Genomic DNA, 13,988 nt, shown 5'->3' on the forward strand with positions numbered 1-13,988 from the left:
GGGCCGCGCGGCCGACCTGTACTAACTTTCTGCCCGCCCGCTCTGAGATGATCCTGAGCGAGATGCGTGTATCCGGGAGATACGCCCTTGGCTGACATCACGACTTCCCTCAACGAGGCGGCGCCGGGCTGGATCCGGCGCAATCGCCAGACGCTTGCCCCGGTTCTGTTCCTGCTGCCGGGCGTGCTGTTCTTTCTGTTTTACGTGATCTTTCCGATCCTCCAGAGCTTCAATCTATCGTTCTATCGCTGGGACGGGCTGGGAGAGCCGGTTTACGTCGGCATGGAAAACTACGCCGAGTTGTTGGATGACCGCGCCTTTGAAGTCTCGATGTGGAACAACGCGAAATGGCTGCTGCTGTACCTGCTGGCAATTCCGGCGGGGTTGGGGATCGCGCTGTTCCTGAACCAGAACGTGGTTGGCATCCGCCTGTACAAGTCACTGTTTTTCTTTCCTTTTGTGATCAGTCAAGTGGTCGTGGGGTTGGTGTTCAGCTGGTTCTACGATCCGACTTTCGGCCTGTTGAACCAGATCCTTGGTTTCTTCGGCTTTGGCACGCTCAACGTGCTGGGGGATCCGACCCTGGTGACCTACGGCATCATCGTGGCCGGGCTCTGGCCGCAGACTGCCTATTGCATGATCCTCTATCTGACCGGGTTGAACGCGGTGGACCCCGAACAGGTCGAGGCCGCGCGGCTGGATGGGGCCAAAGGGTTCAAGATGCTGTGGTACGTCATCATCCCGCAGCTGCGGCCTGCAACCTTCATTGCCTTCGTGGTGACCATCATCGGCGCGCTGCGCTCGTTTGACCTGATCTCCATCATGACCAACGGCGGCCCGTTCGGCTCGTCACGGGTGCTGTCATTCTACATGTTTGAAAAGGCGCTGTCGGAATATGGCTTTCGAATGGGCTATGGCGCGGCCATCGCGGTGGTGCTGTTCCTGATCATGCTGCTGTTCATCGCCTATTTCCTGTGGTCGATGTACCAAGAAGAGAAGGGGGGCCGCTGATGTTCCCGCGTCCGATCGAGAAATCCTCTCCCGCCTGGGCGGCCACCTATCAGGCGCTGGTGCCGATGGCGCTGATCCTCTGGCTGTTGCCGCTGATCGCGGTCGCTGTCTTCTCCATCAAGCCGGATGTGGATTTCACCACCGGCAATTACTGGGGTTGGCCCTCGGCCTTCAAGGGGTTCGAGAACTACGGCAAGGTGTTCTTTGCCTCCGACATGCCGCGCTATCTGCTGAATTCGGTGCTGATCACGGTGCCGACCGTCATCGGCGCGGTTGCGCTGTCCTGCATGACCGGCTTCGCTCTGGGCGTGTACAAGTTCCGCGGCAACCTCTTGCTGTTCTTCATGTTCGTGGCGGGCAACTTCGTGCCCTTCCAGATCCTGATGGTGCCGGTGCGCGACCTGACGCTGGACATGGGGCTCTACAATACCAAGCTGGGGCTGGTGCTGTTCCATGTCGCCTTCCAAACCGGTTTCTGCACCCTTTTCATGCGCAACTTCATCCGGGCGCTGCCGTTTGAACTGATCGAAGCTGCACGGGTCGAGGGCGTGGCTGAATGGCGGATCTTCTGGTTCGTCGTGCTGCCCCTGATGAAGCCCGCGATTGCGGCACTGTCGGTGCTGATCTTCACTTTCATCTGGAACGATTACTTCTGGGCGGTGGTGCTGACCCAAGGCGCGGAAAGCCAGCCGGTGACAGCGGGGATCACTTCGTTCAACGCGCAGTACCGCGCTGCCTATCACCTGATGAGCGCGGGGTCGATCGTGGCGGCGCTGCCGCCGGTGGCGATGTTCTTCCTGATGCAACGGCACTTCATTGCCGGGCTGACCCTGGGGGCGGTGAAATGAGCGAAGCGCTGCAGTTCTGGCGTATTGATGCGCCGGGTCAGACGCTGGTGCTGTCATCGGACGGCGGTATTCCCGGCGCGTTGTACTGGGGGCCTGCGCTGCACCCGCAGACGGATCTGGCCGCGCTGTCCCACGCTTGCGAACAGGAGGTGACAGGCGGGATGATCGACCGGCTGCCGCCCCTGTCGCTGTGCCCCGAGGCGTCGTGGTCGTTCGAAGGCCAACCGGGTCTGGTGGCCTACCGGGATGGCAAACCACTGTATCCGCGCTTCCGGCTGGAAGTCACCGATGGGGAGGAGTTCACCTGCCGGGACAACGATCTGGGTCTGTCGCTGACCTTCCTGTTCGAGGTTGTCGGCCAGACGATCTCGGCGAAGGCAACACTGGAAAGCGACGCAGAAATCACCCTGCATCACCTCGCCGCACCGGTGCTGCCGGGGCCGCAGATGGGGCAGGAGATCGTCGATTTCTCCGGCCGTTGGATCGGTGAATTCCAGGTGGAACGCGCGCCCTGGCGGGCGGGCATCCACAAGCGGGAAGCGCGCACGGGCCGTTCCGGTCACGAACATCCACCACTGGCGTATTTCCCCGAAGCCGGGGCAAGCAACACCCAAGGCACGGTTTTTGCCATGCATTATGGCTGGTCCGGCGGCCACGTGATGCTGGCAGAGGAACTTCCGTCGGGGCGGCGGCAGATCCAATGGGGCCACGCATGCGGCACACGGACGGTTGGCACCCGTTTCGATACGGCTCCGCTGTATCTCGCGGTGTCGCAATCAGGCTTCAACGGCTGCGCCACCGCGTTTCAGCGCCTGCTGCGCGACCATGTGGTGACTTGGCCCAAGCCGGAAACCCCGCGCCCGGTGCATTACAACTGCTGGGAAGCGGTCTATTTCGACCATGACATGGCCGTCCTGAGCGAGATCGCCGAGCGAGCCGCAGCCTTGGGCGCGGAACGGTTCGTGCTGGATGATGGCTGGTTCGGAAGACGCGATGACGACACCTCCAGCCTGGGCGATTGGGAAATTGACCGGCGCAAATGGCCGGATGGCCTGACACCGCTGATCAACCATGTTGAACGCCTTGGGATGACATTCGGCCTTTGGGTCGAGCCGGAAATGGTGAACCTAGACAGTGATCTGGCGCGGGCGCATCCGGACTGGATCCTTGGGCCGCAGGACCAGATCGAAGGGCGCCAGCAGCGCGTTCTGGACCTGTCGAGGCCCGAGGTGCGGGACCACCTGTTCCGGAAGCTCTCGGCGCTGCTGCAGGAAAACCGCATCGACTATTTGAAATGGGACCACAACCGGTTGCTGCCGATCGCAGATGCGGCCCAGACCGAGGGCATCTACGCGCTGCTCGGCGACCTGCGCCGCACTTTCCCGAACGTCGAAATCGAAAGCTGCGCTTCGGGCGGCGGGCGGATTGATGCGGGCATTCTGAGCCTCACGCAGCGGGTCTGGCTGTCGGACAGCAATGACGCGCTGGAGCGGCTGCGCATTCAGCACGACGCAGCGCTGCTACTGCCGATGTCCGTCACCGGCTCGCATGTCGGGCCGCGGGTCTGCCACACGTCGGGTCGGACAATTGACGTCCGCATGCGGGCGTGGATCGCCGCCCAGCGGCACATGGGGTTCGAGATGGACCCGTGCGAACTGACGGATGAGGAAGCAGAGGTTCTGAAACGTGTCGCCAGCTGGTGGAAGGACAACCGGCACTGGCGGATGCAGGCGGATATCCTGCGCCTCGACAGCGCCGACGCCAGCGTGATTGCGGAACAGCAGTTGGCGATGGATGGCAACCGGTTCGTGGTCTTTGCGGGTAAGGCGCGTTCTGCGCATCAGATCATGCCTCGTCCCTTGCGGCTGACCGGGCTGGATCCGCAGGCGCTCTATCGAATTGATCTCGTTAATCGCGACGAATTGCACCACCTCTCACGGGGGAACACCGCATTCAAGGATGGGCCGCTGGTGCTCAGCGGCCAGATTCTGATGCAGCAGGGGCTGATCCTGCCGTGGCAATTCCCCGAAACGGTCTGGGTGATCGAAGGAGAAAGACAATGACCAAGGACCGCCGCAGCCAGGGCTGGTACGGCAAGCTGGACAAGGACGGCTTCATCCATCGTTCCTGGATGAAGAACCAGGGATTTCCCGATCACGCCTTTGACGGGCGGCCGATCATCGGTATCTGCAACACTTGGTCCGAGCTGACACCCTGCAACTCCGGCCTGCGGGATCTGGCCGAAGGCGTGAAGCGCGGCGTCTGGGAGGCCGGGGGCTTTCCGGTGGAATTCCCGGTGATGAGCCTCGGCGAGACCCAGATGAAGCCGACCGCGATGCTGTTTCGCAACCTCCTGGCGATGGACGTCGAGGAGTCGATCCGCGCCTATGGCATCGACGGCGTGGTGCTGCTCGGCGGTTGTGACAAGACCACGCCTGGCCAGCTGATGGGCGCGGCCTCGGTTGATCTGCCGTCCATCGTCGTCTCCTCCGGGCCGATGCTGAACGGCAAATACCGCGGGCAGGACATCGGCTCCGGCACGGATGTGTGGAAATTCTCCGAAGCGGTGCGTGCAGGTGAGATGACGCTGAAGGACTTCATGAACGCTGAATCCGGAATGAGCCGGTCCAAGGGTGTCTGCATGACCATGGGCACGGCTTCCACCATGGCCTCGCTGGTCGAGGCGATGGGCATGTCGCTGCCTACGAACGCCGCGCTGCCGGCGGTGGACGCGCGGCGGATGGCGCTGGCGCATCTGACCGGCAAGCGGATTGTCGAGATGGTCGAGGAAGACCTGAAACCGTCGGACGTATTGACCAAGGCCGCGTTCGAAAACGCGATCCTTGCCAATGCCGCCGTGGGGGGATCGACAAATGCCGTGGTGCATCTGTTGGCACTTGCCGGCCGTGTGGGGGTGGAGCTTGATCTGAAGGATTTCGAGATCGGGTCCGAGATCCCGCTGCTGGTCAACTGCATGCCCTCGGGCAAATACCTGATGGAGGATTTCTGTTACGCTGGCGGCATGCCCGTTGTGCTGAAGCAGTTGCAGGACCAAGGGCATCTGCGCAGCGCCAAAACGGTTTTGGGTGGCGACATCACCGCCTATGCCGATGGTGCGGAGTGTTTCAACGAGGATGTCATCCGTACATTTGATGCCCCGGTGAAACCCGCGGCGGGCTTGCGGGTGTTGCGCGGCAATCTGGCTCCCAACGGCGCCATCGTGAAACCCTCGGCAGCCTCGGATCATCTACTGGAGCACGAGGGGGAGGCCTATGTCTTCGAGAGCATTGAGGACATGAAAGCCAATATCGACCGCGAGGACCTGCCGGTGACACCGGACACCATCCTTGTCCTCAAGGGCTGCGGGCCGAAGGGGTATCCGGGTATGCCGGAGGTCGGCAACATGCCGATTCCGCGTCGGCTGGTGACCCAAGGGGTGAAGGACATGATCCGCGTCTCGGACGCGCGCATGTCCGGCACCGCATTCGGAACCGTGATCCTGCATGTCTCGCCCGAGGCGCAGGCGGGCGGGCCCCTTGCGCTGGTCAAAACCGGCGACCGCATCCGGGTGTCGGCGTCCAAGGGCGAGCTGGAGCTGCTGATCTCGGCCGAGGAAATGGACGCCCGCCGCGCCGCTTGGCAGCCCGACCCGCCCCATTACACCCGCGGTTATGCCAAGCTTTACATCGATCACGTGCTGCAGGCCGACAAAGGCGCGGATCTGGATTTCCTGGTGGGCAAGGATACCCGCCCAGTGACGAGGGAGAGCCACTGACATGGACCTGAACGCAACTTTCCGCGACCTCCAGGGCGCCTCTGTCTTCATCACTGGCGGAGGCTCGGGTATCGGTGCGGCCCTGACCGAGGGCTTCCTGCGCCAGGGCGCCAAGGTGGCTTTTGTCGGGCGCTCGGATGCTACTGCATTCACTGATCGAATGGCAGAGGAGACCGGCAACAGGCCGTTGTTCATCCAATGCGACATCACCGACATTTCGGCCCTGAAGGCGGCAATTGATCAGGCGGCCGAGGCGCATGGCCCGGTCGGCGTGTTGGTCAACAACGCCGCGAACGACCAGCGCCACGCGACGCTGGAGGTGGACGAGGCGTTCTGGGACTGGTCGCAGGCGATCAACCTCAAGGCGTATTTCTTTGCCTGCCAAGCCGTGCTGCCGGGCATGCAGAAACTGGGCGGTGGCTCGATCGTGAACTTCACCTCGATCAGCTACATGATGGGCAACGCGGGCTACCCTGCTTACACCACGGCCAATGCCGGCATCAACGGCATGACTCGAAGCCTCGCGCGGGAATTCGGCGCTGATCGCATCCGGGTGAATGCGCTGGCACCGGGCTGGGTGCTGACCGAAAAGCAGCTCGACAAATGGGCCACCCCCGAGGCGCTGTCTGCGCATCTGGAGCGCCAGTGTCTGAAGGATCACCTCGCGCCACAGGACATTGTCGAGTCGACGCTGTTCCTGGCCTCCAAGGCCAGCCGCATGATTTCGGGTCAGGCGTTGGTGGTTGACGGTGGCGTCGTGGTGTCGGGATGATTGGCGCGGATCGCAAGGCAGTTTCATGGGTCGCGGCCGACTGGGGCACGTCGCACCTGCGGCTCTGGCCGATTGGTGCAGATGGCGCGCCGCTGGGCCGGATCGACTCGGACAAGGGAATGTCGAACCTGAAGCCGAGGGAATACGAACCGACACTTCTGGCGCTGCTGAAGCCTTATCTGGATCCTGACAGACGCCTGGATGTGATCTGTTGCGGCATGGCGGGCTCCCGGCAGGGCTGGATGGAAGCCCCCTACGTCCGCGTGCCTTGTCCGCCACCATCATTTGGCACGGCGACGCAGATCAAGACGCAGGATGCCCGGCTCAGAGTGTATATCCTTTCCGGGGTAAAACAGGCCGACCCTGCAGATGTGATGCGTGGAGAGGAGACCCAGATTGCCGGAGTGCTGTCGCAGCAACCGGATTTTGACGGGGTCATCTGCCTGCCTGGTACACATACGAAATGGGTGTCGGTTCAGAACGGCAAAATCACCGGCTTTGCCACGTTCCTGTCGGGGGAGCTGTTTCAGCTGGTGTGCAACCACTCCGTCCTGCGGCATACGCTGGCGCGTGAAGGCTGGGACGCTCCGGCTTTCGAAGCGGGTTGCGGGGACGGTGCGACCAACCCAGGCCGCCTTGCCAATGCGCTGTTTGGCCTGCGCGCCGACGCTCTCCTGAGCGACCTTGATCCGGTAGCAGCGCGATCACGCGCCTCTGGTTACATCCTTGGCATGGAAGTCGCCGCGGTGCGCGATGAATGGCAGGGCAGGTCAGTGGTCATCGTTGGCGAAAATGAAATCGCGCAGGCCTACGCTGCGGCGCTGAGGTTACAGGACGCTGAGGCAGCGGTGATAGACGCAGAAACTGTAACGCTGGCAGGGCTTTGCGCGGCCCGGGCGGAAATGATGCGAGGATAGATTGATGAGCCGCAACCTGATCGCCATCCTGCGGGGGCTGACACCGCAGGAGGCGCTGCCCGTCACTGACGCGCTGATCGCCGCCGGGATCACCCGGATCGAAGTGCCGCTGAATTCCCCCCAGCCCTTTCACAGCATCGCGGCGATGGTCAGCCATGCGTCGGACCGGGCCTTGATCGGGGCGGGGACCGTGCTGGATCGGCAATCGGTCGCGCGCCTCAGGGAAATCGGTGCCGGGATGGTTGTCTCGCCCGATTGCAATCCGGAGGTCATTGAGGCGGCCAAAACCTCCGGCATGCTCTCTTTCCCCGGCGTCTTCACCCCGACCGAGGCCTTCACGGCGCTGCGCGCGGGCGCGGACGGGCTGAAGTTCTTCCCGGCGTTCAAACTGGGGCTCGACGGCTTCAAGGCGCTGAAGGCGGTGCTGCCGCCGGACGCGGCGACCTATGCCGTGGGCGGTGTCGGACCTGCGAATTTCGCCGAGTGGAAGGCCGCGGGCATCAGCGGTTTCGGTATCGGGTCCAACCTGTTCAAGCCCGGCATGTCCGTCGCAGACGTTGCTGCGAATGCAAGAGACATGGTCCGCGCCTATGACGAGGTTTTCGCATGACCGCTGTGGTTTACAACACCACTGCCTGCACGCTGGGCGAAGGGCCGTTGTGGCACCCGGAGCGCCAGCAGCTGTTCTGGTTCGACATTCTGGGCAAGCGGCTGCTGACGGTCGAGGACGGGGCAGAGCGGGTCTGGCAGTTCGACGAATGCGTTTCTGCCGCGGGTTGGGTCGATCATGAGACCCTGCTGATGGCCAGCCAAACCGGCCTCTGGCGGTTTGACCTCGTTACCGGGGAGCGCAGCCTGATTTGCCCGCTTGAGGCTGACAACCCGGTGACCCGCTCCAACGACGGGCGCGCAGATCCCTGGGGCGGGTTCTGGATCGGGACCATGGGCTTCGAAGCAGAGCCGGGGGCAGGGGCCATCTACCGCTACTATCGCGGTGAGCTGCGCATGCTGGTCCCTAATGTCACGATTTCCAACGCCATCTGTTTCGCGCCGGACCGTTCTTGCGCCTATTACGCGGATACCGTTGTCGGCAAGATCATGCGCCAGCCGCTGGCCGCAGACGATGGCTGGCCCGAGGGGGAAGCGCAGGTGCATATCGACCTCAGCGGCGAAGATTTTGGCGTGGACGGTGCGGTGGTGGACGCAAGCGGCAACCTGTGGAATGCGCAGTGGGGCATCGGCTGCGTGGCCTGCTACAGCCCCGAGGGCACCCTGCTCGAGACTGTTGCGGTGCCCACGCCGCAGGCCTCCTGCCCAGCCTTTGGTGGGACCGATCTGTCCACACTCTACATTACCACTGCGGCTGAGGGGGTGAATGCAGCACCCGCTGGCCAGACCTTCAGCGCCTCGACTTCTGCGGTGGGGCAGCGTGAACACCAAGTTATCCTGTGAGACGGCCATGAAACGAACCCTAGGCGCCTGTTATTATCCTGAGCATTGGCCCGAGGAGATCTGGGCCGAAGACGCAGCCCGCATGGCGGCGGCGGGCCTCACGTGGATCCGCATCGGCGAATTCTCCTGGTCGAAGCTTGAACCGACCCCGGGCGAGTTGCACTGGGACTGGCTCGACCGCGCGATTGAAACGCTTGGGGCGCAGGGCCTCAAGGTTGTGTTGGGTACGCCAACCGCGACCCCCCCGCGCTGGATGGCAGAGCGGCACCCGGACATGTTCGCCGTGGATGAGCAGGGCCGGGCGCGCGGCTTCGGCTCGCGGCGGCACTATTGCTTCAGCCACAAGGGGTATCTTGGTGAAAGCCGACGGATCACGCGCCTGATGGCAGAACGCTACGGAGACAATCCACATGTGGCGGCCTGGCAGACCGACAATGAATACGGCTGCCATGATACGGTTATCAGCTATTCCGATGCCGCCAAGGCCGCTTTCCGAGACTGGCTGCGGGAAGCCTTTGACGGCGACATCGGTGCGCTGAACACAGCCTGGGGCAATGTCTTCTGGTCGATGGAGTACCGCAGCTTTGACGAGATCGGCCTGCCGAACCTGACCGTGACAGAGCCGAACCCGGCTCATGTCCTTGCTTTCAAACGGTTCAGTTCGGACCAGGTGGTAGCCTTCAACCGCGCGCAGGCCGAGATCATCAGGGAATTCTCCAACGCACCTGTTTCGCACAATTACATGGGGCGGGTGACGGAATTCGACCACTTCAAGGTGGGCAAGGATCTCGAGATCGCGACCTGGGACAGCTACCCTCTTGGCTTCCTTGAGGATCGCGTGGGCGCGACTGTCGAAGAGCAGCGCAGGTATGCGCGGCAAGGCGATCCCGACTTTCAGGCGCTGCATCACGATCTTTACCGCGCGGTTGGCCGCGGCCGCTGGTGGGTGATGGAGCAGCAACCGGGGCCGGTCAATTGGGCCCCCTACAATCCGTCGCCCTTGCCGGGAATGGTGCGGCTGTGGACCTGGGAAGCCTTTGCCCACGGGGCTGAGGCGGTCTGTTACTTCCGCTGGCGGCAGGCGCCCTTCGCGCAGGAACAGATGCATGCGGGTCTCCTGCGCCCGGACAGTAAGGATGCCCCTGCCATCGCCGAAGCCCGACAAGTGGCGCAGGAATTGCGTGACGCACCCGAGGTTCAGCCCGCTCAGGCGACGGTGGCGATCCTGTTCGACTATGACGCGGACTGGGCCTGGTCGACGCAGCCGCACGGGGCAGGGCTGAGCTATTTCCAGCTGATCCTTGATCACTACAAGGCGCTGCGTCGGGCCGGGCAGACGATCGACATACTGCCGCCCGACACTCGGGAATTCACTGGATACAAGCTGATCCTCGCGCCGGGGCTGATGCATATGCCGCAGGATTTGAAGATCGCGCTTGCAGAAAGCGGGGCTGAGATCCTGTACGGTCCCCGCAGCGGCGCGCGGGACGGGCATTTCAGCATTCCCACCGGCCCGCTGCCCCCCGCGCTGCCGGGGCTGGATGTAACCGTGTCCCGGGTCGAGAGCTTGCGGCCCGACATGCCGGTTGCGCTGAAGGATGGCGGCGCTGCGCACCGCTATCTGGAGGAGCTGGAGGGCCGTGCCGAAGTGGTGTTGGAAACCGAGGCCGGTGCTCCGGTTGCGCTTCGGGAAGGTCGACAGACCTATTGTGGAGGCTGGCTCGACGCGGCCGGGCTTGACCGTCTGATCGCGGTTCTGGCGGAGGCGGCGGGTCTGGCCTTGCGCTCAATGCCGGAAGGGGTGCGAACCCGCCGCACTGCCACGGAGGAGTTCTGGTTCAACCATCGCGCTGAGCCGGTACAGACGGAGGTTGGCCTGCTGCCTGCGGCAGGCGTGCTGCGGCGCCCTCTTTGACGAAACACTGCCCTTCCGCAGCATTGGAAGCGGAAGGGCTGGGTCGACAAGGTTGGCCGAGCCGTCGGCAAGGGGAGGCGAAAGCGAACGGCAACATGAATTGCCGTTCGCGTGTTGTGTCAGCGCGCCCGGAAGGGCCAGGTTGGGCTTGTCAGATGACAATTGACCTGTGCTTCGGCAGCCTGCCCCCTTGAGGTTGCGGTCAAGCGGAAGGCTAGGCTTCGATGTGGTCGAATTTCCCTTTCGGTCTGCGGGCTTCGGGGTGTCTCCGGTCAACCCCAAGGATCAGAACAATGTTTTTGGCGACATAGATCGACGAATAGGTCCCCACCACGACACCAAAAGCAATGGCCAGCGCAAAGCTGCGGATGACGTCACCGCCGAACACCAGCAGGGCCAGCAAGGCTGCCAATGTGGTTGCCGAAGTGAGGATCGTGCGGCTCAGCGTTTCACAGGCGGACAGGTTGAGGATGTCGCGCAAGGGCAATGAACTATGGCGCCGCAGGTTTTCACGCACCCGATCGAAGACGACCACCGTGTCATTGATCGAATATCCAAGGATGGTGAGGACCGCGGCCACGAATGCCAGATCAACCTTCAGACCGAGTAAGGCAAACAGGCCCAGCGTCAGCAACACATCATGCCCAAGCGCGATGACGGCCCCCACGGCAAACTGCCATTCAAAGCGCATCCAGACGTAGCCGAGTATCGACAGAACACCGCCCGATACTGCCAGCACGGCCGCGCGCACCAGTTCTGGTGACACCTTGCCCCCGATGCTTTCGCTTGCGGTGAAGCGAATGTCCGGATCGACGGTCAGCAACGCAGCGCGGACCTCCTGCAATTGATCAGAGGATAGCACCGCCCCTTCCTCGCCTGCTGCGGCGAGGCGGAGGTTGGCGACGTTCGCGTTGTCGACATTGCCCGCTGAAAACACCTCAGTGACAGAGACATCGGCCAAGCCCATGTTGTTCAGCACGTCACGATAGGCATCAAGGTGTAATGCATGCGGTGTTTCGATGCGCAAACTGGTGCCGCCGGTGAAATCGATGCCCAAGTTCAACCCGACCATTCCGATCACCAGGAGCGAGGCCAGCACGGCTGTGAGCGAGGCACCGAAAGTGACCTTTTGCAGCCGGAAGAAGTCGATCACATGGCGCCGCTCAAGAAAGCCGAGGCCCCCCCGCATGGGCAATTCCTTGGGCCGACGCCACTCCAGCCAGCTTTGCAGGATGAGTTTCGTGACGACCAGAGCCGTGAACATGGAAGTCAGAATGCCCAGCCCCAAGGTTATCGCAAAGCCACGCACCGGGCCTGCGCCGAGCCAGAACATCAACCCGGCAGTCAGCAGTCCGGTCAGGTTGGCGTCCAGGATTGACGAAAATGCATTGTCAAAGCCGTTGCCGACGGCCCGCCACAGGTTGCGTTCGCGGCGCAGTTCCTCGCGTATCCGCTCGAAGATGAGGACATTGGCGTCGACCGCCATTCCCATTGTCAGGACGATGCCGGCAATGCCCGGCAGGGTCAGGGTTGCGCCCACAAGGGTCAGCACGGCGACGAGGATCACCATGTTGATGGCCAGCGCGGCCACGGCAACCAGACCCAAGCCACCGTAGCAGGCTACCATCAGGGCACAGACGGCGGCCAGCCCGATCAAGGCTGCGCGCACCCCGGCTGCGACACTGTCGCTGCCCAGCTCTGGGCCAACGGTCTTTTCTTCCAGGAATGTCAGCTCTGCCGGAAGGGATCCGGCTCGAAGCAAGGTTGCGAGCTGCGATGTCTCCTCGACCGTGAACTGGCCGGTGATTATGCCGCTGCCACCGGCAATATGCGACTGGATGACTGGCGCTGACAGAACGGTGTTGTCCAACACGATGGCAAATGGGCTGCCGACGTGCCCGGCGGTGAAGTCTCCAAACGCAAGGGCCCCAGCTGTATCAAACCGGAAGGAGACCGCCGGGCGCCCGTTCGGATCAAAGCTTGCCTGCGCATCGGTCAGTTGTTCGCCCGACACGACCGGCCTTGGGTCAACGCGATAGGTGACGGCGGGGTTCGTTGCATCCGGCAGCATCAAGGCGTCGCCCAGTGCGGTTTCGCTCGCTGGCAAGACGGCGTGGAACGAGAGTTGCGCAGTGGTCCCGATCAGAGCCTTCAGCGCGTCTGCATCAGAAAAGCCCGGAACCTCGATCAGGATGCGATCGCTACCCTGTCGAACGATGGTGGGCTCCCGGGTTCCGGCCTCGTCGATCCGGCGTCGTACCGTTTCGAGGCTCTGCGTTACCAGCTGGTTGGCGAGGGCGTCTCTGCCGACGGCGCTGTAGCGCAGTTCCAGAATTCCGTTTTCGGCCGTTATCTCCAGATCCGGGGTGCTCGGTCCAGAGGTCCCCGCGACGCGGGTTGCAAAGCGCGTTGCGACGTCCCGTGCCCGCGGGGCGAAGCTGGCAGGTGTGACAGCGACGCGCATAACGCCGGATGGCGCGGTGAGTTTGCGAACCTGAACCGTGCGGCCGCCCTCATCCCGCAGCGCGTCGCGCAAGCTTGGCCACAAGGCGGCGAGGCGCTGGTCGATTGCGCCGGTAACGTCCACCTCGGCGAGTAGATGTGCGCCGCCGCGGAGGTCAAGGCCGAGGTTGATCAGTCCGGATGGCAATAGGCGTTGCCATGCGGCTTCCGTGGTGTGTCTGGTGTCGGCATCCTGCGCGTCCATTTGCCCGTAGAAGGCGTTGGGGAGGGCGAGCCACAGGCAGAGCAGGCAGATGCCCCATACGCCGAGGCGTTTCAAAAAGGTTGGTCTTTGCATGATCTCTCCACGGCAGAGTTGGGCGGATAGCCCCGCGTCCCCCTGCCGGTTTCCGTATGAGTTTTGAGGAAGGCAAACACCGATGCGCCCCGTGTCACAGACAGGAGCGGATCGCTGCGTGGTCAGATCATGTCGACCGGGGGCGCTCGGGCGCGATTTGCCCGGCGAAGTGCCCGCGCGAAGAGCGGCGGTGCCCGGGCTTCGGCCAGTAGCAGCAGCCGCTCGACGGGCGGGAATTGCGCAGCCGTCTGGGTCAGGTGGGCGTCATCAGCCGCGTTGCCGTTGGCTGACGCTGCCTGGTCCGGTCGCTGGATTTGCGATCGTTCCTTGGCGGTGACGCTTGCCAGTTGCAGCGTCGCCGAATGCAATTGTTCGACCTTGGGAACAACCGGCGTATACGGTTGTCGAATGGCCTCACCCAGCCCACCCGCAACCAGAAACAGCAGGACAAGAACGGTCCTGAAGCAGGCAAGCGGAAGTTGGGCGGAGTATTTCATC

At 63.0% G+C, this 13,988-nt stretch carries 11 protein-coding genes; 9 read left to right on the forward strand and 2 right to left on the reverse strand.

The window, feature by feature from the left end; genetic code table 11:
* Positions 1-132: 132 nt before the first annotated feature.
* From AB9K35_RS09985 to AB9K35_RS10025, 9 genes are read left to right on the forward strand one after another with little or no spacing between them, the layout of a single operon-like run.
* Positions 133-1,011 (forward strand): carbohydrate ABC transporter permease, encoded by an 879-nt coding sequence (locus AB9K35_RS09985; RefSeq protein WP_369925850.1) that lies wholly within the window; start codon positions 133-135, stop codon positions 1,009-1,011.
* Positions 1,011-1,859, forward strand: coding sequence for a carbohydrate ABC transporter permease (locus tag AB9K35_RS09990; protein WP_222455526.1), 849 nt, complete (start codon positions 1,011-1,013; stop codon positions 1,857-1,859). Before AB9K35_RS09985 ends, AB9K35_RS09990 begins: the two co-directional genes overlap by 1 nt.
* Positions 1,856-3,922 carry an alpha-galactosidase gene (locus AB9K35_RS09995; protein ID WP_369925731.1) on the forward strand — a complete coding sequence of 689 codons (2,067 nt, stop codon included), beginning with the start codon at positions 1,856-1,858 and terminating at the stop codon, positions 3,920-3,922. The genes AB9K35_RS09990 and AB9K35_RS09995 overlap by 4 nt, the downstream gene beginning before the upstream one ends.
* Positions 3,919-5,634: an IlvD/Edd family dehydratase gene (locus AB9K35_RS10000; RefSeq protein ID WP_369925733.1), complete on the forward strand. Its 1,716-nt coding sequence runs from the start codon at positions 3,919-3,921 to the stop codon at positions 5,632-5,634. The genes AB9K35_RS09995 and AB9K35_RS10000 overlap by 4 nt, the downstream gene beginning before the upstream one ends.
* Position 5,635: 1 nt before the next feature.
* Positions 5,636-6,406 (forward strand): SDR family NAD(P)-dependent oxidoreductase, encoded by a 771-nt coding sequence (locus AB9K35_RS10005; RefSeq protein ID WP_369925735.1) that lies wholly within the window; start codon positions 5,636-5,638, stop codon positions 6,404-6,406.
* A complete protein-coding gene (locus AB9K35_RS10010) occupies positions 6,403-7,323 on the forward strand; it encodes a 2-dehydro-3-deoxygalactonokinase (protein WP_369925737.1) in 921 nt (306 codons plus the stop codon). Before AB9K35_RS10005 ends, AB9K35_RS10010 begins: the two co-directional genes overlap by 4 nt.
* A gap of 4 nt (positions 7,324-7,327) precedes the next feature.
* Positions 7,328-7,933, forward strand: coding sequence for a 2-dehydro-3-deoxy-6-phosphogalactonate aldolase (locus tag AB9K35_RS10015; RefSeq protein ID WP_369925739.1), 606 nt, complete (start codon positions 7,328-7,330; stop codon positions 7,931-7,933).
* Positions 7,930-8,775: an SMP-30/gluconolactonase/LRE family protein gene (locus AB9K35_RS10020; RefSeq protein ID WP_369925741.1), complete on the forward strand. Its 846-nt coding sequence runs from the start codon at positions 7,930-7,932 to the stop codon at positions 8,773-8,775. The genes AB9K35_RS10015 and AB9K35_RS10020 overlap by 4 nt, the downstream gene beginning before the upstream one ends.
* A 7-nt stretch (positions 8,776-8,782) precedes the next feature.
* Positions 8,783-10,690 (forward strand): beta-galactosidase, encoded by a 1,908-nt coding sequence (locus AB9K35_RS10025; protein WP_369925742.1) that lies wholly within the window; start codon positions 8,783-8,785, stop codon positions 10,688-10,690.
* A 214-nt stretch (positions 10,691-10,904) separates the two neighbouring features.
* Here the strand turns inward: AB9K35_RS10025 and secD are convergent, their stop codons facing one another.
* Both secD and AB9K35_RS10035 read right to left on the reverse strand, forming a co-directional pair.
* Complete coding sequence (gene secD, locus AB9K35_RS10030; RefSeq protein ID WP_369925744.1) at positions 10,905-13,490, reverse strand: protein translocase subunit SecD; 2,586 nt, start codon at positions 13,488-13,490, stop codon at positions 10,905-10,907.
* Between the two features lie 122 nt (positions 13,491-13,612).
* Positions 13,613-13,987 (reverse strand): hypothetical protein, encoded by a 375-nt coding sequence (locus AB9K35_RS10035; protein WP_369925747.1) that lies wholly within the window; start codon positions 13,985-13,987, stop codon positions 13,613-13,615.
* Position 13,988: the final 1 nt, after the last annotated feature.

The sequence above is a fragment of the Leisingera sp. XS_AS12 genome, from assembly GCF_041224635.1.
Classification (GTDB): domain Bacteria; phylum Pseudomonadota; class Alphaproteobacteria; order Rhodobacterales; family Rhodobacteraceae; genus Leisingera.